This is a genomic window from Pseudomonas sp. NFACC45 (assembly GCF_900113505.1).
Classification (GTDB): Bacteria; Pseudomonadota; Gammaproteobacteria; order Pseudomonadales; family Pseudomonadaceae; genus Aquipseudomonas; species Aquipseudomonas tehranensis.
Genome location: NZ_FOPO01000005.1, coordinates 411,375 through 430,977 on the forward strand (window position 1 = coordinate 411,375; position 19,603 = coordinate 430,977).

Genomic DNA, 19,603 nt, shown 5'->3' on the forward strand with positions numbered 1-19,603 from the left:
CGCAGGTCCTGCCTGCGGGGTTTTTCTTTTTCACCATTTGCCGGTGCTCATCCCACCGTCCACCGGCAAAATCGCGCCGGTCGTGAAATCAGCGCCTGCCAGGTACAGCACCGCTTCGGCGATTTCCTTGATGGTGCCCACACGACCAGCCGGAGCCAGGTGGTTGAGAAACTCGCGGTGCGCCGGGTCATGCATGGGCGTGTCAATGATGCCCGGTGCAACCGCGTTGACCTTGATGTTGTGAGGCGATAGTTCCAGCGCCAGGGCGCGGGTCATCTGGTTGACCCCGCCCTTGATCAATACCGGCAGCGCCGCTGGCACCTGGATGTTCGGTTGCAGGGCCACGGCGGCCGAAATGTTGATGATGAAGCCTTGCTGGCGCCCGATCATGTGCGCGGCAGCCGCCTGGCTGGCGTAGACCAGCCCCTTGAGGTTGGTGTCCAGCAGCGCTTCCAGGTCCTGGGGGCTGTATTCGATGAAGGGTTTTGGCAGGAAGAAACCTGCGTTGTTTACCAGTCCGTCGACGGCGCCGAAGACCTCGATGGCCTTGGCTATAAGTGTGGTTGAAGTGGCCGGGTCAGCAATGTCACCGGCCACGCCAAGGAAATTCGCCGGATGGCCGAGCTGTTGCGCGGCGCTGTCCAGGCCGGACTGGGAGCGGGCATTGCCCACCACGTTATAGCCCCGATCCAGGAACGCCTGGACCAGACCCAGGCCGATGCCGCTGGAAGCGCCGGTGATGATGACGGTTTTGTTGAGGTTCATGATGGGACTCCTGATCAATTGAATTGAAACCGTTGCGCCGATGTTGGCGGTGGTTGGGATCAGGGTATTGATGCGCTTGAGATTGATAAATATGGGGGCTGGTACTTGAGTTGATACGTCATGTAATCAATACAATGTGGGAGCGAGCCTGCTCGCGATGACGGTATCCCAGCCAACATCAATGTGACCGGTCCATCGCCATCGCGAGCAGGCTCGCTCCCACAGGGATATTCCTTGGCAGGCACAAAAAAGCCCGGTCAATCAGACCGGGCTTGGAAGGGCAGAACGTCACTCTTTGGGAAGGCTTCGGTATTGCGTTGTCGTCATCCCCGCGTATCCCCAGTTATCGGTATCGACCTCCTCTATCACGATGTGGGTCAAGTGCGGGTCCTTGCCCAACACCCGCTGAAGGGTTTCGGTGATCTCGGAAATGACCTGGGCTTTCTGCTCGCGAGTGACGCCGTCGCGGGTAATACGCACATTGACGAAAGGCATGAGGCACTCCTGCTGATGAGAAATAAGCGCAGGAGGGTTCCCGCGCCACGAGGGCCACTATATTTATACGCCGGCGGCTGATAAACAGGTGTCTGGAATCTTCAGTTGATACGCGGTGTAACGAATCATGAAGCGGCATTTCGAAGACCTGCAGCTGGGCAGCATAGAACTGTTTTGCCTGGCGGCAGAGGCGGGCAGTTTCACCGCCGCGGCGCAGTTGGCGGGTGTTACTCCGGCGGCAGTGAGCCGCTCGATCTTTCGCCTGGAAGAGCGCCTGGGTTCACGACTTTTCGTGCGTACCACCCGCAGCATCCGCCTGACCGAAGCCGGCAGGACCTACTTCGAGCAATGCCGCCAGGCGCTGACGCAACTGGTGGAGGCGCAACAGCAGATGATGGGCGCGCAAGCGGTGCCGTCCGGGCAACTGCGCATCAGCCTTCCCACCACTTACGCTCATCACCGGATCCTGCCGCTGCTGCCGGCATTTCGGGCGTTGTACCCACAAGTGACCGTGGACCTCCACCTGAGCAACCGCAACATTGACTTTGTGGCCGAGGGTTATGACCTGGCGATTCGGGTGCGGGCCCAACCGGATTCCTCCCTGATCGCCCGGCTGCTGGAAGACGCGAAACTGGTGGTGGTCGCGTCCCCAGATTACTTGCGCAAGGCCGGCACGCCGCAGGTCCTTGAAGACCTGGACGATCACGAGTGCATCCAGTTCGAATTGCCCAGCAGCGGGCGGCGGATTTCCTGGTTGTTCAATGTCGAAGGCAAGGAGAAGGAGGTGTTCGGCGAAGGGGGTTATTGCTGTTCGGACGATGTGCTCGGCGGCGTGACGCTGGCCAAGCATGGCGCCGGCTTGTTCCAGACCTACAAATTCATCGTGGAGCAGGAGCTGGCCAATGGGCAATTGGTGGAGGTACTTGCGCCTTTCGCGGGGCGCTCACGTCCGTTCACCTTGCTGTATCCCCACGGTCGGTACGTGCCGCAGCGGGTGCGCGCCTTTGTCGATTTCCTGCTGCAGTACCGCCAGCAATGGGCCGGAGTCTGAAGCAAGGCGTCAGGGCAGAGCAGACATCCTTGTGGCGATGGAGCTTGCTCCCGCTGGGCTGCGTAGCGGCCCCTTTTTTGCAGTCGCTTCACAACCGAGCGGGAGCAAGCTCCCTCGCCACAATGGATCACCTGAGGCTCAAATAACGCGCTTGCCGCAGAGGTGCCCGGCCTAGCCCGGTATCAGAACCGAAACGCCTGCCGCCCAATCAGCAACCACTTGCCATTCTTCTGCTTCTGCCAGATCTGAAAGTTCTCGATTTCCGTCGGAACCACTTCAGTACCTTTGAGCGCCTGGGCGGAAAAGTGGTGGCGCACCAGGGCCACATCGCCTGACAGGGTGATTTGCTGATCCTTCATTTCCAAGGTCTTGAACGCGCTCTTGCCGGTTTCGATGTCGGCAATGAAGGCTTTCTTGTCCTGAATCTTCCCGCTGGAGTGCCCGTAGGTCAGGTTTTCGGCGGCCAGTGCCTGGAGTTGTGGGATGTCTTTGTGCAGCATGGCTTGGGTCAGATGGTCGACGGCCTGGGCCACTTCCTGCTCGGCCGGTGAAGAGGCAGCCGCGACGTAGCCGCTGAACAGGCACAGAAAGCTGATGACCAATGTGGCTTTTTTCATGGGTATTTCCTTATTTTTGTAGGTATCGGAGCGGATGAGCATTTTAGGCTGATCTCGTCTGTCATCGTACAACTTGTTTGAGTGGGCGGGAATAGGCCGTCAAGTTTGGTTAGTGTGGCGAGGGGCGACATCGGTAGGCTTCAGATTCAGAGACCCTCCCGAACCGCGCCGCGAATGCCCTCCAGCAACATGGCAAACGCCGGGTTGTCATTGTCCTGGCGCCATACCAGGTGCAACTCGCTCTGTACCCCTTCGCCCAGATCGATCTCACGAAACACCACCTGCCTGAACACCACGCTGGTGGCACAGCGGGGCACGAGCGCCAGACCCATGCCAGCGTTGACCAGCGCCAGGATCGTCAGCGAGGACCCCAGCCATTGCACGAACTGCGGCGCGACGCGGGCCGAGCGCAGCATGCCGGTGAGCAGTTCGTTGAAGGGTGGGTAGGCGGAGTGGGAGTACATCAGGAAGGGTTCACCGTCGAGGTCCTCGACGCCCACCGAATCGGCACTGGCCAGCGGATGACCCGCCGGCACGGCCAGGACGAAGGGTTCGCGCACCAGGCACTCGGTGGCGTAGCCGGTTTCCAGCAGGGGTGAGCGGACGATCCCCAAGTCGATGCGGCGGGCACGCAGGGCCTCGTGCTGCTGGTAGGTGTTCATCTCCGACAGGACGATTTTTACCTGGGGTTGTTTCAAGCGGGCTTCGGCGATGACCTTGGGCAGAAACTCATACACCGCACTGCCGACGAAGCTGATGGTGACCGAGCCGATGTCACCCTGGGCAAACCGCTTGGCGGCCACGGCGGCTTGTTGCGCCTGCTCCAGAAGGTTCTGTGCTTCGATGAAAAACGCCCGCCCGGCGGCCGTCAGCGCCACGCTGCGAGTGCTGCGGGTGAACAGTTCGACACCCAGGTTATGTTCCAGCAACTGGATCTGCCGGCTCAGCGGAGGCTGGGTCATGTTCAGACGTTCGGCGGCGCGACGGAAGTTGAGTTCGGTCGCCACCGTGGTGAAGCAGCGTAGCTGGGCCAGTTCAAACATTGATTCAATCCAGGTATCAATCAAGTGCCAAGTTAGATTAGACGGGAACAATACCCTCCGTCCATCATCGTCCCGTCCTCTACAAAAACAATGATCGGAGCCGCTGCATGAAGATCACCCGCGTCACCGTCACACCCATCGCCTTTCGCGATCCGCCGTTGCTCAACGCCAGCGGTATTCATGAGCCCTACGCGCTGCGTTCGATCATCGAGATCGAGAGCGACAACGGTTACATCGGCCTGGGAGAGAGCTACGGCGATGCGCCGGCCCTGGCGATCCAGCAGCAATTGCAAAGCCAGTTGATCGGGCTGGACCCGTTCAACCTCAACCAGTTGCGGGCCATCGTCCAGGCCACCGTCGCCGCTCACCGGCCCGCCAGTGTTGCCGGTGCGGAGCTGGCACCGGGTTCCCATGCGAGCAAGGCGGTGAGTAATGCTTTCTCGGCGTTTGAGGTGGCCTGCCTGGACCTGCAAGCCCATTACCTGAACGTTCCGCTGGTGGATTTGCTGGGCGGGGCGATTCGGGATGAGATCCCGTTCAGCGCCTATCTGTTCTTCAAATATGCCGAACACGTCGATTCGCCCTATCCGCCGGACAGTTGGGGCGAGGCGCTCAACGAACAGCAGATCGTCGCCCAGGCCCGGCGCATGATTCAGGACTACGGCTTCAAGAGCATCAAGCTCAAAGCCGGCACCCTGGAGCCGGAACACGAAGTGGCCTGCATCAAGGCGTTGAAACAGGCCTTTCCCGGTTACCCGTTGCGCATTGACCCCAATGGCAACTGGTCGCTGGAAACCTCCATTCGCATGGCCGAGCTGCTGGGTGACGACCTGCAATATTACGAAGACCCGACGCCGGGGCTTGAGGGAATGGCCGAACTGCACAAACGCACGGGCCTGCCGCTGGCGACCAATATGGTGGTCACCGATTTTGACGAATTCCGTCGTAGCGTGGCGCTGAACAGCGTGCAGATCGTCTTGGCCGACCACCATTACTGGGGTGGGCTGCGAGACACCCAGGCGCTGGCGAAAATGTGCGACACCTTTGGCCTGGGGGTGTCGATGCATTCGAACTCCCACCTGGGCATCAGCCTGATGGCCATGGCCCACGTGGCGGCTGCGGTGCCGAACCTGGACTATGCCTGTGATACCCACTACCCATGGCAGGAGCCGGATGAAGAAGTGATCAAGGGCGGCAAGCTGCCGATTGTCGATGGCTGCGTGAAAATCACCCGCGCACCGGGGCTTGGGCTGGAGCTGGACCGCGATCAACTGGGCAAGCTGCATGAGCAGTTCCTCAGTTGCGGCATCCGCCAGCGCGACGATGTGCGGCAGATGCAGCGCTACAAGCCGGACTGGAAAACCGTCAAGCCGAGGTTCTGAGCCAAGGATCCTGTGGGAGCGAGCCTGCTCGCGATGGCGTTGGGTCAGCAGCGTCTATGGTGGCTGACACACCGCCATCGCGAGCAGGCTCGCTCCCACCTTAGTTTCAGGGTTAGGCCCTAAGTATTGCCCCTCCGTCACATCGTAGTCTTACACCCAAACTGCCGCGCCGGGCCGGCGCTGCCAAAGCATCCGCCAATTGCCTCCAAGGCAGCGTATGACCGGGCCTGTCACCTTTCGATAATCGCCTCCGACATCCCGTCTCATGTTGCGGAGCGCGCCATGCACAACAATAAAAACACCCGCCAACGTTTTTTGCCTGCGGTCATCGCCGGTCTTTCGACCCTGGGCCTGACGCCCTGGGCCCAGGCCGAAATCATGCTGTATGACAAGGACCAGACCACCTTTTCCACTGATGGTTACATCAACGCCTTTTACGTCAACAGCGATGTTGACCGGGCAGGGGAGCAGTTCGATCGCCGGCAGGCGCGGGTCAAGATGGGCTTCTTGCCCAACTACCTGGGCTTCAACATGGGCAAGCAGGTCGATGACCTCAAGCTCGGCGCCCGCGCCTCGTTCTGGGTGACCATCAACGACAGCGAAACCAACGGCACCGACACCGCCATTGACGTGCGACAGTTCTACGGCACCGTGGCCAACCCAGAATGGGGCGAAGTGTTGATCGGCAAGGACTTCGGTCTGTTTGCCCGCTCCAACATTCTGCTGGACGAGTTGCTGGCCGGGTACGGGCAGGTCAGCGACACCCTCGGGCTGGTGGACGGCGGCGGCGTGTCGTTCGGCAACATCGGCAGCGGCTATCCGTATCCGTTCCCGACTTCGCAGATCACCTACCGCACGCCGCTGATAGATGGGCTGCGGGTGGCGGTGGGCATCATGGACCCGGTGGACACCAACGACAGCAGCGCCATCGGCAAGGCCTACCAGGAAAACCCGCGTACTGAGAGCGAGGTGACCTACCAGTTCGACCTGGGAGGGGCGAAGATCTATAGCTGGCTCAACGGCAGCTACCAGACCTCGGACAACACCGACACCACGGTCGACTCAGTGACCTCCAAAGGCCTGGGCTATGGCGTACAGGCGAAGATGGGCGGGCTGTCGCTCACCGGTTCCGGGTTCCAGGCCAAGGGCATCAACCCGTTCTTCACCAACAACGCCGGCGAAGCGACGTTGCGCAATGTTGACAGCACCGGCTACCTGTTGCAGGGCTCTTACAAACTGGGCAAGAACCGCCTGGCGCTGTCCTACGGCAAGACCGAGGACGACGGCAATGGCGTGGTGGGCAGCGGTGCCGACTATGAAACCCGCGGCATCGCGCTGTTCCATGACGTCAACGACAACCTCAAGCTTGTGGCCGAATACAACCAGTTCGAAATCGACGGCCACGACACCCGCGCCCAGAACGAAGACACCGACACCTTTGCGGTGGGGGCGGTGTTGACCTGGTAATCCCGGTCAGCCCTATCCCGTGGAGAGCAAGCTTGCTCCCGCTGGGCGGTAGGAGCTGACGAGTGCAACGAGGCTGCGATCTTTGCTCTGTCCATTGAGTCCAAAGCGAAGATCAAAAGATCGCAGCCTTCGGCAGCTCCTACCGTTGTCCAGCGGGAGCAAGCGCCCTCGCCACAAAAAGCAATCTCGAGTAAGCCCTAGGGTTTTGTGGTGGCCCCTGCCGTGCGCATCGCGGCAGGGGCCGCCACTGTTCTCCTCCCATGGAAGCGTCTACCCGCTACCCAAGTAGCATTCGTGGGTCGGGCGCGACTTCGTACACTCAAGGCTCCTGTCACGCACCCGTCGGAGGCGAAGATGCTAAAGGCCCAGAGCGAAGGTGTGATAAGCGCCATGTCCCAGGCAACGGACGTCCAGCAGGTTGCCCAGGAATTGGCGCGGCAGTTGCTGCACCCGCATTTGGGTTTCGTGCTGTTTTTCTGCTCCGCTGAATACGACTTACCGGCGCTTGGCCAGGCGCTCTCACAGAGTTTCGGTGGGATTCGCTTGGTGGGCTGCACCAGCGCTGGAGAAATCACCAGCCAAGGCTATGGCCGCAACTGCGTCACAGCGGTGGGTTTCGATCATCGGCATTTTTCCATTGCCGCCGAGCTGATCGGTGAAATGGAGCACTTCAGCCTGATCGACGCCCAGCAAATGGTCGAACGCCTGGCCGGCGGTTGCCGCAGCAATGCGCTGGCACCGATCAAGGGCCACAGCTTTGCCCTGACCTTGCTCGATGGTCTGTCCAGTCGTGAGGAGATGGTGCTGGCGGCGCTGAGCGCGGCACTGGGGGACATTCCGCATTTCGGTGGTTCGGCCGGCGACGACAACTACCTGACTCACACCCACGTGTACTACGAAGGTCAGTTTCACAGCGGCGCGGCCGTGGTGGTGCTGGTCAACACCTGGCTGGATTTCGAGGTGTTCACCACCCATCACATCCTGCCCCGGGAGGAGAAATTGGTGGTGACCGGGGCCGACAGCACCTCTCGGCGGGTTTACGAGCTCAACGCCGAGCCCGCCGCCGAGGAATATGCCCGGCACATCGGCGTGCCGGTAAACGCCCTGGACTATCGGGTGTTTGCCGCCCATCCGCTGGCGGTGCGCATCAACGACCAGTATTACGTGCGGGCCATCCAGCAGGTACACCCGGACCTGAGCCTGAGTTTTTACTGCGCGGTGGAGAACGGCATCGTGCTCACGGCCATGACCCCGGGTCCTTTGCTGCACAACCTGCAAGAACTGTTCAGTGGCTTGCAGGCGCGTCTGGGTGACTTGTTGCTGACCATCGGCTGTGACTGCTTCCTCAGGCGCCTGGAGCTGGAAGATCGCGGCGGCCTGGAGCAGATCGGCCAGTTCCTGCGCGACCATCGCGTGATGGGCTTCAACACCTACGGAGAACAGTTCAATGGCATGCATATCAACCAGACCTTCACCGGAGTTGCCATTGCCCGCCATCGCGTCCCCGGCCATCGCTGAGCTGCAAGCGCAGATCGAGAGCCTGCAGCACGAAAACCGCAAACTGCGGCGGATCAACGACGCTTTGATCGAACGGGTGGAGTCCGGCGTGACCCGGGGCAACGACCCGTATGCGGCGTTCCAGCATTCAGTGGTGCTGGCCGAGCAGGTTCGCGAGCGCACCGACGCCCTGAACCAGGCCATGGCCGAACTCAAGGCCGGCAATCACCTGCTGGGCGAAGCGCGGCTGCGCGCCGAAACCGCCCATCGGCACCTGATCGATGCCATTGAGAGCATTTCCGACGCGTTTGTGCTGTTCGACGAACAACAACGCATCGTCCTGTTCAACAGCCGCTTCAAGGCGTTTTGGGCCCACAGTCGCGTGCGCATTATCGCCGGGATGCGCATTTCCGAGGTCAAGCGACTGATGACCGCCAATGGGTTGTTCAGCGAAGAACCTCGGGGCCAGGCCGATGAGCATGTGCTGTACCGCTTGCAGAACGGGCGCTGGCTGCAGGTCAGCGAGCGGCCCACCCAGGAAGGTGGACGGGTGATCCTGTTCACCGACATCACCGACGTCAAACTTAGCGAAACCGTGCGTCGCGAACAGGCTATCGCGCAGAAATCCCACCTGTTGCAGCGGGCGGTGGACAACCTGTCCCAGGGCGTGGCCATGGTCAATGCCCAGGGGGTGCTGGAGCTATGGAACCGGCGCTTCCTGGAGCTCAGCGGCTTGGCGCCAGTGGCGGCCCATCGGCCGTTTTGCGAGGTGATCGCCGACAGCGAACTGCAATTGTTGACCCCGGCCAGTCGCGACAGCAACGGCCGGCTCATTCATGAAAGCGAGCAGCGTCTGTCGGATGGCCGGGTCCTGGAGATTCGCACTCATCCGCTACCCACCGGCGGCTACGTCAACACCTTCACTGACATCACCGAACGCTATCAGCACGCCGAGGCCCTGAGCGAAAGCGAGCGCTGGATCCGCCTGATCACCGACCACGTGCCGGCGCTGATTGCCTACCTCAATGCCGACCTGGTCTACGAATTTACCAACAAGGTCTACGAGCAATGGTATTGCTGGCCCCGGGGCGTGATGCTCGGTCAGAGCCTGCGCGAGGCTCACAGCGAACAGCATTACCAGCGCCTGGAGGCCTACGTGGCGCGCGCCCTGGCCGGGGAAAGTGTGACGTTCGAGTTTGCCGAAACCAATATCAACAACCAGGAGCGCTATATGCTGCGCTCCTACGTGCCCAACCGGCTGGCCAACGGTGAAGTGGTGGGGATCTTCGTACTGATCCGCGACATCACCGAACGGCGTCGCACCGCCGAGGCGCTGCACCAGGCCTACCAGAACCTGGAACAGCGCGTTCAGGAGCGCACCGCCGAACTGACCACTCTCAATGATCAGCTATTGCGCGAAATTGACGAGCGCAGCCGGGTGGAGTTGCGCTTGCGCGAGGCCAAGCGCGAGGCCGAGCAGGCCAACCTGTCGAAAACCAAATTCCTCGCGGCGGTCAGTCATGACCTGCTGCAACCGCTCAACGCCGCGCGGCTGTTCACCAGCGCCTTGCTCGAGCGCCGAGAGCCGGTGGCGAACGCACAACTGGTGCGCAACGTCAGCCACTCGTTGCAGGACGTGGAAAACCTCTTGGGCACGCTGGTGGACATTTCCAAGCTCGATGCCGGGGTGATCAAGGCCGATATCGCGCCGTTCGCCCTCAGCGAGTTGCTCGACAACCTGGCCGCCGAATACGTCCAGGTGGCGCGCAGTGAGGGGCTGGAACTGCACTTTGTGCCGTGTTCGGCCCTGGTGCGCAGCGACATGCAATTGCTGGCGCGGATCCTGCGCAATCTGCTGAGCAATGCCATTCGCTATACCCCCAGCGGGCGGGTGGTGTTGGGCTGTCGCCGGCACCGTCAGCGCTTGTCCATCCAGGTCTGGGACAGCGGCATCGGCATTGCCGAAAACCGTCTGGAGGAGATCTTCCAGGAGTTCAAGCGCGGCGATGTGCAGCGCCCGGATCAGGATCGCGGGTTGGGTCTGGGGCTGGCGATCGTCGAGAAAATCGCTGGGATCCTTGGGCACCGGATCCAGGTGCGTTCATGGCCAGGCAAGGGCTCGGTGTTCTCCATCGACGTGCCCCTGAGCGCCACCGCGCCCAAGCCGTTACCGATCCTTACGATGAGTGAGCCGATGCTCGAGCGCTTGCGCGGGGCCCGGATCTGGGTGCTGGATAACGACGCGGCCATCTGCGCCGGCATGCGTACGCTGCTGGAAGGATGGGGGTGTAGTGTGGTGACTGCACTGTCGGAGCAGGATCTGGCGCGCCAGGTGGACAACTACCATGCCGAGGCCGACCTGCTGATTGCCGACTATCACCTGGACAACGAGCAGAACGGTGTCGACGCGGTGGCCCGGATCAACGCCCGTCGCGCCTCGGCGATCCCGGCCATGATGATCACCGCCAACTACAGCAACGAACTCAAGCAGCAGATTCGCGAACGCGGCCACACCCTGATGCACAAGCCGGTGCGGCCGATGAAGCTGAAGATTGCGATGAGTCATTTGTTGGGCCAGCCCCGCAATCCTTAAGCCGGCCCCCCATTGTGGCGAGGGAGCTTGCTCCCGCTGGGCTCTGTAGGAGCTGGCGAAGCCTGCGATCTTTTGATCTTTCACTTGGGACTCAAGTGTCTGGGGAAAGATCGCAGCCTCGTTGCACTCGACAGCTCCTACAGCCCCAGCGGGAGCAAGCTCCCTCGCCACAGGGATGTGTGTCAGCGGTTCAACGCCGCAGATAAGCCCCGAAATCAATGTCCCCGGCACTGAGAATCGCCTGCACCCGATTGTGCACATTGAGCTTGCGCAGGATGGCCGAGACGTGAGCCTTGACCGTGGTTTCGGCGATCTCCAGCGTGTAGGCGATCTGTTTGTTCGACTCACCCTTGGTCATGCGTTCCAGCACCAGCAGTTGCTTGCGGGTCAGGGCCTGGAGCAGCTCGGGCGCAAAGGCCGGGGTTTCGTTCAGGCGCCGGCCCATCGGGCTTTTTTGCGTGCGGATGATGTCCGGTGGCAGGTACACGTTACCGTTGAGGATCTGCTCGATGGCGTCGGTCATTTGCGAGCGCGGCGAGGACTTGGTGATGAACCCCACCGCGCCATAGGTGATGGCTTGCAGCACCACCTGCTTGTCCTGCTCGGCGGAGACGATCACCACCGGGATGGTCGGCGCCTCGTTACGCAGGTTGATCAGGCCATTGAGGCCGTGCATGCCGGGCATGTTCAGGTCCAGCAGGATCAGGTCGAGGTCGTCGTGCTCGCGGGTCAGCACCAGGGCGCTGTCCAGGTCGGCGGTTTCCATCACCTCGCTGCCAGGAAAACCGTCGCTGATGACGTTGTGGATGGCTTCGCGAAACAGTGGGTGATCGTCGGCTATCAGGATTTTATACATGGCCATTCACCTCGTTATTGTCGTATGGGTGGGGCAGTCGCACGCACTCGTCTGGATCAGGGAAAGGGTTCGGGCCGGGCCGCTTGCACAGGCAGGTTGGCCGCTTCCCAGGCATCGAGGCCGTCGCGGTACCAATACAAGTGTTTATAGCCGATCGCGGCGGCGCGTTTTACCGCGTTCCAGCTCAACCAGCAATCAGAGCGGCAATAAAAGACCAGCGGTCGATCCGCGCGCCCGGCGGTGGCGTTGCGCAGGCTGCGGGTGAAGTAATCCTGCCAGATTGGGTCAAGGTCACCGTCGCCGGTATTGGCCAGCCAGAGGCTGCCGGGAAGATTGGCGTGGGGCTCATTGTCGATGAAACGTCCCTGGAGCCAGGGGCGGCGGTAGACGTCGATCAGAATCGGGGCCGGTGTTTGCGTCATCAGTTGTTGCAAGGCCGGGGTATCGAGAATCTTTGCGCCGTCCACGGCGGTGGGCGTCGGGCTGCGGTACTGGGCAATGCGATAGCCCTGCGCGGAGAACAGCGCAGTATCCGCCTGGGCGATATTCAGCGACAGGCCCAGCAAGACGATCACCAGCAAACGGGGCATAGGCATTTATCCTTTTTGTTATGCGCCCATTACATGCCAGGGTCGAGGTCTTGTGAATGCGACCATAGACAGGAAAACCGGTACTAAAGTAGTAATTTTGGCCATGGGTTCTGCGCATAACCCTTGTGGGAGCGGGCTTGCTCGCGAAAGCGGTGGTTCAGCTTGCATCTATGTTGAATGTGCCGCCGTCTTCGCGAGCAAGCCCGCTCCCACCGGAGATTTGGCATTGGCTAGGTCAACCCGCTTTGCGCAAGGCCGCATGCTGCGGATTGAACGTCCACACCGCCAGCAGGGCGAAGAGCAGGGTCAAACCCAGGCACACCACCATCGCCAACAGGTTGAATTGCTCGTACAGCGCAAAACGCACCAGTTCCACTCCATGGGTGAACGGACTGAGCGCGCAGAGCCAGTACAGCCAGACGCTGGCCTCCTGCATTTTCCACAGCGGATATAGCGCCGAGGACAGGAAGAACATTGGGAAGATCACGAAATTCATCACCCCGGCAAAGTTCTCCAGTTGCCGGATGGCATTGGACAGCAGCAAGCCCAGGGCGCTGAGCATCAGGGCCACCAGCAGCAGCGCCGGAAACGCCAGCAGCAAACCCATGGCCGGCGGCTGGATGCCGTACAGCCAGGCAATGGCGAGAAAGGCGTAGACCTGCAACAACGAGATCAGCGAGGTTGCCAGCAACTTGCTCGCCAGCAGGAAGGCCCGCGGCAGGGGGCTGGTGAGCAGCACGCGCATGCTGCCCATTTCCCGGTCATAGACCATCGACAGCGAACCCTGCATGCCATTGAACAACAGGATCATGCAGGCAAGGCCAGGCACGATGTACACCTCATAGGGGATGTAGGTGTCATAGGGGGCAATGATGGCAATGCCCAGTGCTGCACGAAAGCCGGCGGCGAACACCAGCAGCCACAGCAGCGGCCGCACCAGGGCGCTGAGAAAACGCGTGCGTTGCAACACGAAACGCAGCCATTCACGCACCACGATGCCGCTGAAACATTGCCAATACGCGTTCATGGGTGAACTCCCGCTGCGGTCAGGTGGGTGAAGGCCGAACCGAGGGTGCCGCCGTGTGCCTGGCTCACGGCGTCGGCGCGTGCGCTGGCGACGAGGCGGCCTTGATGCAGGATCAGCAGATCGTCGCTGGGTTGTACTTCGTCCAACAGGTGCGTGGTCCACAGCACGCTGATGCCCTCGCGGCACAACTGGCGCACGTGTTGATTCAGCGCCAGCCGGCTGGCCGGGTCCAGGCCGACGCTGGGTTCATCGAGCAGTAACAGACGCGGTTCATGCAGCAGCGCCCGGGCGATCTCCACCCGGCGACGATGGCCGCCATTGAGGGCACGCACGCGTTCGTGGCGCCGCTCGGTCAACGCCTGGCGGGCCAGTTCGGCGTCGATACGCACACGGCCCTGGCGCCGCGACAGGCCATGTAGCGCGACGTGGTAACGCAAGTTCTGCTCGACACTCAGATCCAGATCCAGGGTGCTCTGTTGGAACACCACGCCTAACTGGCGCAGGGCCGGCCGCGGCGAAGCCTGCAACGAATGACCACCGACGCGCACTTCACCGCGCTGCACGTCGTACAGGCGCGTGAGCAAGGCAATCAGTGTCGATTTACCAGCACCGTTGGGGCCCAGCAACGCGGCGAAGCGCCCCGCTGCGAGGCTGAAACTCACCTGCCTGAGGGCTTCGCGCGCGCCATAGGCGAAGCTCAGGTCGCTGACCTCCAGGGCGTTCATGGTGTCACCACTACGCCCCAGGGATAACGCCCGACCTTCACCGACTTGAGCACTTTGCGGCTCTGCACGTCGATCACCGAAACATCGCCGCTGACGCCATTGGTGGCCAGCAGTTGGCGTTGATCGGGAGTGAATGCCAGTTGCCAGACACGCCGCCCCACCAGCAGGTAATCCAGCACTTCGAAGGTCTTGGCATCGATCACTGCCACGTGATTGGCCGGGCCCAGGGCGACGAAGGCGAATTTGCCATCGGCGCTGAGCTTGATGCCCACCGGCTGCACCTTGTCGGGGTGAACGCCCTTGATCTGGAACGTCAGCGTCTTGAGCACCTGGCGACTGGCGACATCGAGAATTGTCAGCGTGCCGCCGATTTCCGCCGAGGCCCAGAGCTGCGAACCGTCGCGACTGAATTCGACGAAACGCGGCCGCTGGTCCACCAGCGTGTTGTCGGCCAAGGTCTGGGTGCTGGTGTCGATCCAGTGCAGCATGTTGGTGGTTTCACTGGTGTTGACCGCCCATTTGCCATCGGGGCTGACGGCCATGCCTTCGGGCTCGACGCCGACGCCGATCTGGGCCAGCACTTCGGAGGTCTGGGTGTCGATCACCGTCACCAGGGCATCGTCCTCGTTGGAGACATAGAGCCAACGGTCATTGGGGTGCAAGGCGAACTGCTCCGGGTCCTTGCCGGAGGGCAATTCCTTGATGATCTTGCGGGTGGCGACGTCCATCACCTGGACCCGGTCCGAATCGCTGGCGCAGATGTACAGCAAGCGGTTGTCGTGGGACAGCAACAGGCCTCGGGGGCGTTGGCCCACCGCCAGGGTCTCGATGACCTCCAGGCTCTGCATGTCGATCAGGCTCAGGCTGTTGTCTTTTTCATTGGAGACCCAGGCGATGCTGGCGGCGGCGGGGCCGGCGACGAGCAATGTCGCCGCCAGGGTGAGGGCCTGGCAAAGCAGGGCAGGTTGCAACAGCGAGCGGCACATGGCGGTTTCCTTATTGTTGTTCTGAAAGGGATCAGGGGTAGCGACAGCTCACTTCAGGCCGGTCATAGCCCAGGCTGTCCATTTCGTTGGAAGGGTGCAGAAATCCGTCCTGGGGCGAGGTACTTACCAGCGCTCGCGGCTGAACCAGAGGGATCGGCTGGCGCAGTTGCCCGTTCCACGGCCGGTAGCTGAGCTTGCGGCCCTTGAAACCGTCCAGCGGCAATTGCTCGCTCAGCGCCAGTTGGCGGATCGCAAATGGATCGTTCTGGCGCAGTTTGCTCACGGCGCTGGCGATGCTGCGAACGGCGATCCAGGCGGCGAAATCGCGATCATTCATCCAGCGCCCGGCCAGGGCTTCGAAGCGTTTTTGCAGTTGTGCCGCGCCGTAGGTTTCCACGGTCTTGTGCCAGGCGGTGGGGGTCAGGCCTTGGGTGCCGGCCACCGGGCGCGGGTACCAGGTCTGGTAAGGCACGTATTCGCCGAAGTCGCCGCGCTCGTCGGCCACCAGCACCACGTCGTATTCGGCGGTTTGGGTGAACACAGGCATCTCGGCTTGGGCGCTGCGGCGTTGGTCGTTATCGAACTGCCAGGCCTTTTCGGCGACGAGCTTCATGCCGAAGCGCTTCATGGCCCGGCGCAATGCCGCGGCGTACGCCTGGTCTTGGGTGGTCTGGCCGACAATCAGCAAGGCTCGTTGCCATTTGCGCACGACGCTGAATTGCACCAGAGCATCGGCGAGCATCGCCCGGTCGGGCAGGCTATGCAGCACGTTGCCCAGGCAATCGGTGCTGCGCAGGCTGTCGTCGGCGCTGCCGGCGTTGAACAGCAGGCTGTCGGGCAGGGCGGCACTGAGCTGGCGCAGGCTGGCGGACGGCGCGTTGACCACAAACAGCCGCAGGCCCTGCTCATGCTGCGCTCGGGCGGCCTGGAGCAAGGCTTCGGGGTTGTCGACGCTGGCGCTTTGCAGTTGGTAATCGTGCTTGAGAAAACGCCCGGTGCTGTTGCTGTCGATAATCGCCAGTTCAGCCCCGCGCAGCCCGGCATCGGCAGGTTCTTCAATCACGTTGGACAGCAGCGGCCCCGGGTCGGGGCGATACCCCAGATAGCCGATGCGCACCTGCAGCGGCGCGGCGTCGCCAGCCTGGACGACGACCGGCAACCCGGCGCCGACTGCTGCGAGCAAAGGGATCAAGGCGTAACTGACGAGCCGGCGCATAACACCTCCATTTGCGGGTAGCGCCAGCATAGGAAGCCTGCGCCCTGGGGGAAATATGCAGAAAGTACCGCCGGGCCAGTACCAAGGTAGTAACCCGTTGTCGACGCCGGGGTTTTAGGATGCCATTCATCGTCATTCATCAGGAGCGGACAGACCGTGCGGATTCTCAAAGCCCTGCTGCTGCCGTTGTTGCTGATCTTGAGTCTGATTGGCGTGGATCGGTTGTCTGGCAAACCAAAGAGCTGCCGCGAACACAAAACCTGCGAGCACACAGGTCCCCCTGTGGGAGCGAGCCTGCTCGCGATAGCGGTGGTTCAGTCGACAGCGCTGTTGAATGTGCCGATCTCATCGCGAGCAGGCTCGCTCCCAAAGGGGTTATGTGCCGGCCAGGGAGCGGGGCACTAACCATGTCAGCGCTCTGGCGAATCAACCTCGGGGTAACGGCGTTTTTCGCCTTGGTCACCCTGGCTTGTGCGGTCCTGTTGCTGCATCAAGCCACGGCCGATGTGAAACGCGAGCTGCAATCGGCCGAGTCCGTGGTGCATTACCTGAGTGAAACCGCCGAACGTAACCCGGCCAGTCTCCAGTCGCGGCTGACCGGCAGTCTGCGTCATGTGCGGGTTCACTGGCTGGCGGCGGGGCAGATGCGCCCAGTGAATATCGAGGGCGGGGTGACCGCCTGGTTTGGCCGCTGGTTACTGGCCGACGATCCCGCTGCCGAGGTGGTGGATTTGCCCGACGGTCGTCGGGCCTGGATCGCGGTCGATCCTCGGGACGAAATCGAAGAAATCCTCGATTCCCTGGTGCAACTGCTGGGTGTCTGTGCGCTGGCGCTGTTGGTCAGCCTGCTGGTGATCCGTTGGGCGGTGCGCCGGGGCATGGGATTGCTTGATGAATTGCTGCAGGCCCTGCGTCAGGTCTCTGCCGGCGATCTGCAGGTGCGGCTGGCCGCTGACGCTATCCCGGAGGCCCGGCAACTGGCGGGGCATTTCAATCGCATGACCGCTGCCCTGGCCCAGGCACAGGCCGATAACACCCGGCTCACCCAAGCGCTGCTGGCCGTGCAGGAGCAGGAGCGCTCGCAGCTGGCCCGGACCCTGCACGACGACCTGGGCCAATACGTGGCGGGGATCCGCGCCCGGGCGTGCTTGCTGCGGCTGGTGATCGATCAGCCGCCGAAGCTGGAGCAGACCGTCAGCCAGCTCGAGGATCATTGCGAGCACCTGCAACGGGGATTCCGTGCACTGGTGCAAGACCTTTATCCGGTGGTGCTGCAGCATCTGCCGCTGTCCGAGGCCATCGAACTGCTGGTGGCTCAGTGGCAACAAAGCCAGGGCATCGCCTGTCAGCTGCGGATCAACACGTCGTTGCCGCCGTTGTCCGGCTCGAACAAGACCCATCTGTACCGCCTGTTGCAGGAAGCGCTGACCAATGTCGTTCGGCATGCCGGTGCCACGCAGGTGCGGATTCGCCTGCAACATCGGGCCGGGCGCTTGCGGTTGCTGGTGCGTGACAACGGCCGGGGAGCGACCGGGCCCCATCGAGCGGGCGTTGGCCTGCACTCGATGGCCGAGCGTGCCCGCAGCCTGGGTGGCGAACTACGGATCATCAGCCAGCCCGGTGCCGGGTGGGCGCTGGCCTTGAATATTCCCCTGGAGGCGTGATGAACATCTTGTTGGTCGACGATCATGCGGTGGTTCGGCAGGGTTATGCCAGCCTTTTACGGGCGCTGATGCCGGACCTGCAAGTGCGGGAAGCCGCCACCGGTGAGGAGGCGTTGAGTCAGGTGCTGGAGCAGGTGCCTCACTTGGTGATCATGGACTTCGGCCTGCCCGGCATCAGTGGGTTGGAAACCACCCGCCGCCTGCGCCAGCGCCTGCCGCAACTGCGGGTGTTGTTCTTCAGCATGCACGATGAACTGCCGTTGGTCCGCCAGGCGTTGGACGCCGGTGCTGCGGGCTACCTGACCAAGAACTCGGCACCCCAGGTGCTGGTGGAGGCGGTGCGGCGGGTGCTGGCCGGCCATGCCTATATCGAGCAATCCCTGGCCACCCAGTTGGCCTGTGCCAGCACCCGGCACAACACCGACCCGCGCTTGCAATGCATGACCCAGCGCGAGCTGGAGATCTTCGTCATGCTCGCCAGGGGCACCCCGGCGCGCACCATTGCCGAACAGCTGTGCATCAGCGCCAAGACCGTGTCCAATCACTTGACGCTGCTCAAGAGCAAGCTGCAGGTCAGCTCCCATGCCGAACTGGTGCATTTGGGGATCGACATGGGCGTGGTGCGGGTGGCGGGGTGAATCCCATCCTTGAAAGCAATACACAACTGTGGCGAGGGAGCTTGCTCCCGCTGGGCTGCGAAGCAGCCCCAATACCCATCGCTTCGGTGCATCAGGAAGATTGAGTTGTCTGGATGGGGGCTGCTGCGCAGCCCAGCGGGAGCAAGCTCCCTCGCCACGGGATCTGTGTCGGTCCTTGAATGGGTACTAATCCCAAGTCGTCGGGCAGCCCGTACAGCCTTGCATATTCGCATCCTGAAAATTCCCATAATGCTGGCGTGAACCGCTCAGGTTGGCGTCTTCCAAGTTGCTTTCGCCAAGCTTGGCTTCCTGCAGGTTGGCGTCGCGCAGGTCGGCGCCCTTGAGGTCTGCCTTGCTCAGCCAGGCCATTTCCAGGTCGGCGGCTTGCAGGTTGGTTTCGTGCATTCGGGCTCCGGACAGCCGGGCGAATTGAAGATACGCGGCGCTCAGGTCGGCTTTCTGGAACTGCGCGCCTTGGGCGAACAGGCCCCAACCCTGGATTGCCTTGAGGGTGGCACCCCTGAAGTCCGCCAGGCGCAGGTTGCTTTGCTGCAGGCTGGCGCGGGTCAGGTTGGCGCCTTGCAGACGGGCCTTCTCCAGATTGGCCAGGTCCAGCCGGGCATGGCGCAGATCGGCGCCGCGCAGGTCGGCACCGCTGAGGTTCATTTTGCGCAGGTCCTGGTTGGCCAGCCGGGCGCCACGAAGATCGGCCCCGGGGCATTGGCTGGATTCGGCGATGATGCAGCCGTTGACGGTCAGGGGCGTGTCGGGGTCGTCGGCGCTGGCATGGGCGCCGATGAGCAGAAGCAGCAGAGGGAGAAATCTCATGACAGTGAACTCGGTTGGCTGCGGGAGCGAACCTGCTCGCGATAGCAGCGGGACATTCAACATCACCGCTGACTGAACCATCGCTTTCGCGAGCAAGCCCGCTCCCACAGTTGATGGTTGTCGGACACAAAATCTGTGTCCGCCGCAGATCCCTTGTGGGAGC

The 19,603-nt window shown here is 62.0% G+C and carries 18 protein-coding genes; 7 read left to right on the top strand and 11 right to left on the bottom strand.

Going from position 1 to position 19,603, the window contains the following annotated elements:
* Nucleotides 1-30: 30 nt before the first annotated feature.
* Both BM132_RS12010 and BM132_RS12015 read right to left on the bottom strand, forming a co-directional pair.
* A complete protein-coding gene (locus BM132_RS12010; RefSeq protein WP_092455519.1) occupies nucleotides 31-765 on the bottom strand; it encodes an SDR family NAD(P)-dependent oxidoreductase in 735 nt (244 codons plus the stop codon).
* Nucleotides 766-1,053: 288 nt separating this feature from the next.
* Complete coding sequence (locus BM132_RS12015; RefSeq protein WP_003202537.1) at nucleotides 1,054-1,260, bottom strand: tautomerase family protein; 207 nt, start codon at nucleotides 1,258-1,260, stop codon at nucleotides 1,054-1,056.
* A gap of 127 nt (nucleotides 1,261-1,387) precedes the next feature.
* Here BM132_RS12015 and BM132_RS12020 point away from each other — a divergent pair, with 127 nt between their 5' ends.
* Nucleotides 1,388-2,311, top strand: coding sequence for a LysR family transcriptional regulator (locus tag BM132_RS12020; RefSeq protein ID WP_092455521.1), 924 nt, complete (start codon nucleotides 1,388-1,390; stop codon nucleotides 2,309-2,311).
* 182 nt (nucleotides 2,312-2,493) lie between these two features.
* Here BM132_RS12020 and BM132_RS12025 read toward each other — a convergent pair whose 3' ends face one another.
* Both BM132_RS12025 and BM132_RS12030 read right to left on the bottom strand, forming a co-directional pair.
* Nucleotides 2,494-2,928 carry a nuclear transport factor 2 family protein gene (locus BM132_RS12025; protein ID WP_092455523.1) on the bottom strand — a complete coding sequence of 145 codons (435 nt, stop codon included), beginning with the start codon at nucleotides 2,926-2,928 and terminating at the stop codon, nucleotides 2,494-2,496.
* Between the two features lie 146 nt (nucleotides 2,929-3,074).
* Nucleotides 3,075-3,971, bottom strand: coding sequence for a LysR family transcriptional regulator (locus BM132_RS12030; protein WP_092455525.1), 897 nt, complete (start codon nucleotides 3,969-3,971; stop codon nucleotides 3,075-3,077).
* 107 nt (nucleotides 3,972-4,078) lie between these two features.
* Between BM132_RS12030 and BM132_RS12035 the strand changes: the two genes are divergently transcribed.
* The 4 genes from BM132_RS12035 (at nucleotide 4,079) to nahK (ending at nucleotide 10,910) form a co-directional block, all read left to right on the top strand.
* Nucleotides 4,079-5,353, top strand: a complete 1,275-nt coding sequence (locus BM132_RS12035; RefSeq protein ID WP_092455527.1) for a glucarate dehydratase family protein — start codon at nucleotides 4,079-4,081, stop codon at nucleotides 5,351-5,353.
* A gap of 282 nt (nucleotides 5,354-5,635) precedes the next feature.
* Nucleotides 5,636-6,820 carry a porin gene (locus BM132_RS12040; protein WP_092455529.1) on the top strand — a complete coding sequence of 395 codons (1,185 nt, stop codon included), beginning with the start codon at nucleotides 5,636-5,638 and terminating at the stop codon, nucleotides 6,818-6,820.
* Between the two features lie 354 nt (nucleotides 6,821-7,174).
* Nucleotides 7,175-8,338 (top strand): nitric oxide-sensing protein NosP, encoded by a 1,164-nt coding sequence (gene nosP, locus BM132_RS12045; RefSeq protein ID WP_092398683.1) that lies wholly within the window; start codon nucleotides 7,175-7,177, stop codon nucleotides 8,336-8,338.
* Complete coding sequence (gene nahK, locus BM132_RS12050; protein ID WP_092455531.1) at nucleotides 8,268-10,910, top strand: hybrid sensor histidine kinase/response regulator NahK/ErcS'; 2,643 nt, start codon at nucleotides 8,268-8,270, stop codon at nucleotides 10,908-10,910. Before nosP ends, nahK begins: the two co-directional genes overlap by 71 nt.
* A gap of 190 nt (nucleotides 10,911-11,100) precedes the next feature.
* Here the strand turns inward: nahK and BM132_RS12055 are convergent, their stop codons facing one another.
* The 6 genes from BM132_RS12055 to BM132_RS12080 form a co-directional block, all read right to left on the bottom strand.
* Entirely contained in the window at nucleotides 11,101-11,766 is a 666-nt protein-coding gene (locus BM132_RS12055; RefSeq protein WP_092399330.1) for a response regulator transcription factor, read from the bottom strand.
* Between the two features lie 56 nt (nucleotides 11,767-11,822).
* Complete coding sequence (locus BM132_RS12060; RefSeq protein WP_092455533.1) at nucleotides 11,823-12,356, bottom strand: PQQ-dependent catabolism-associated CXXCW motif protein; 534 nt, start codon at nucleotides 12,354-12,356, stop codon at nucleotides 11,823-11,825.
* 235 nt (nucleotides 12,357-12,591) lie between these two features.
* Complete coding sequence (locus BM132_RS12065; RefSeq protein ID WP_092455535.1) at nucleotides 12,592-13,383, bottom strand: ABC transporter permease; 792 nt, start codon at nucleotides 13,381-13,383, stop codon at nucleotides 12,592-12,594.
* Nucleotides 13,380-14,108: an ABC transporter ATP-binding protein gene (locus BM132_RS12070; RefSeq protein ID WP_092455537.1), complete on the bottom strand. Its 729-nt coding sequence runs from the start codon at nucleotides 14,106-14,108 to the stop codon at nucleotides 13,380-13,382. Before BM132_RS12070 ends, BM132_RS12065 begins: the two co-directional genes overlap by 4 nt.
* A complete protein-coding gene (locus BM132_RS12075; protein WP_092398673.1) occupies nucleotides 14,105-15,094 on the bottom strand; it encodes a YVTN family beta-propeller repeat protein in 990 nt (329 codons plus the stop codon). Before BM132_RS12075 ends, BM132_RS12070 begins: the two co-directional genes overlap by 4 nt.
* Before the next feature lie 31 nt (nucleotides 15,095-15,125).
* The gene (locus BM132_RS12080) at nucleotides 15,126-16,310 is read right to left on the bottom strand and encodes an ABC transporter substrate-binding protein (protein WP_092455539.1); all 1,185 of its coding nucleotides are present in this window, start codon (nucleotides 16,308-16,310) and stop codon (nucleotides 15,126-15,128) included.
* A 407-nt stretch (nucleotides 16,311-16,717) separates the two neighbouring features.
* On the opposite strand from BM132_RS12080, the gene BM132_RS12090 reads away from it, so the two are divergent.
* Nucleotides 16,718-17,974: a HAMP domain-containing sensor histidine kinase gene (locus tag BM132_RS12090; protein WP_092455543.1), complete on the top strand. Its 1,257-nt coding sequence runs from the start codon at nucleotides 16,718-16,720 to the stop codon at nucleotides 17,972-17,974.
* Complete coding sequence (locus BM132_RS12095; RefSeq protein WP_092398665.1) at nucleotides 17,974-18,612, top strand: response regulator; 639 nt, start codon at nucleotides 17,974-17,976, stop codon at nucleotides 18,610-18,612. Before BM132_RS12090 ends, BM132_RS12095 begins: the two co-directional genes overlap by 1 nt.
* Nucleotides 18,613-18,798: 186 nt before the next feature.
* Here BM132_RS12095 and BM132_RS12100 read toward each other — a convergent pair whose 3' ends face one another.
* Nucleotides 18,799-19,440, bottom strand: coding sequence for a pentapeptide repeat-containing protein (locus BM132_RS12100; RefSeq protein WP_092455545.1), 642 nt, complete (start codon nucleotides 19,438-19,440; stop codon nucleotides 18,799-18,801).
* Between the last annotated feature and the right edge of the window lie 163 nt (nucleotides 19,441-19,603).

Excerpts from the sequence above, each read along its gene's own strand:
- nosP (WP_092398683.1), top strand. The coding sequence starts at position 7,175 with ATGCTAAAGGCCCAGAGCGAAGGTGTGATAAGCGCCATGTCCCAGGCA.
- BM132_RS12100 (WP_092455545.1), bottom strand. The coding sequence starts at position 19,440 with ATGAGATTTCTCCCTCTGCTGCTTCTGCTCATCGGCGCCCATGCCAGC.
- nahK (WP_092455531.1), top strand. The coding sequence starts at position 8,268 with ATGGCATGCATATCAACCAGACCTTCACCGGAGTTGCCATTGCCCGCC.
- BM132_RS12055 (WP_092399330.1), bottom strand. The coding sequence starts at position 11,766 with ATGTATAAAATCCTGATAGCCGACGATCACCCACTGTTTCGCGAAGCC.
- BM132_RS12020 (WP_092455521.1), top strand. The coding sequence starts at position 1,388 with ATGAAGCGGCATTTCGAAGACCTGCAGCTGGGCAGCATAGAACTGTTT.
- BM132_RS12030 (WP_092455525.1), bottom strand. The coding sequence starts at position 3,971 with ATGTTTGAACTGGCCCAGCTACGCTGCTTCACCACGGTGGCGACCGAA.
- BM132_RS12010 (WP_092455519.1), bottom strand. The coding sequence starts at position 765 with ATGAACCTCAACAAAACCGTCATCATCACCGGCGCTTCCAGCGGCATC.
- BM132_RS12080 (WP_092455539.1), bottom strand. The coding sequence starts at position 16,310 with ATGCGCCGGCTCGTCAGTTACGCCTTGATCCCTTTGCTCGCAGCAGTC.
- BM132_RS12095 (WP_092398665.1), top strand. The coding sequence starts at position 17,974 with ATGAACATCTTGTTGGTCGACGATCATGCGGTGGTTCGGCAGGGTTAT.
- BM132_RS12090 (WP_092455543.1), top strand. The coding sequence starts at position 16,718 with ATGTCAGCGCTCTGGCGAATCAACCTCGGGGTAACGGCGTTTTTCGCC.
- BM132_RS12035 (WP_092455527.1), top strand. The coding sequence starts at position 4,079 with ATGAAGATCACCCGCGTCACCGTCACACCCATCGCCTTTCGCGATCCG.
- BM132_RS12040 (WP_092455529.1), top strand. The coding sequence starts at position 5,636 with ATGCACAACAATAAAAACACCCGCCAACGTTTTTTGCCTGCGGTCATC.
- BM132_RS12075 (WP_092398673.1), bottom strand. The coding sequence starts at position 15,094 with ATGTGCCGCTCGCTGTTGCAACCTGCCCTGCTTTGCCAGGCCCTCACC.
- BM132_RS12060 (WP_092455533.1), bottom strand. The coding sequence starts at position 12,356 with ATGCCCCGTTTGCTGGTGATCGTCTTGCTGGGCCTGTCGCTGAATATC.
- BM132_RS12065 (WP_092455535.1), bottom strand. The coding sequence starts at position 13,383 with ATGAACGCGTATTGGCAATGTTTCAGCGGCATCGTGGTGCGTGAATGG.
- BM132_RS12070 (WP_092455537.1), bottom strand. The coding sequence starts at position 14,108 with ATGAACGCCCTGGAGGTCAGCGACCTGAGCTTCGCCTATGGCGCGCGC.
- BM132_RS12015 (WP_003202537.1), bottom strand. The coding sequence starts at position 1,260 with ATGCCTTTCGTCAATGTGCGTATTACCCGCGACGGCGTCACTCGCGAG.
- BM132_RS12025 (WP_092455523.1), bottom strand. The coding sequence starts at position 2,928 with ATGAAAAAAGCCACATTGGTCATCAGCTTTCTGTGCCTGTTCAGCGGC.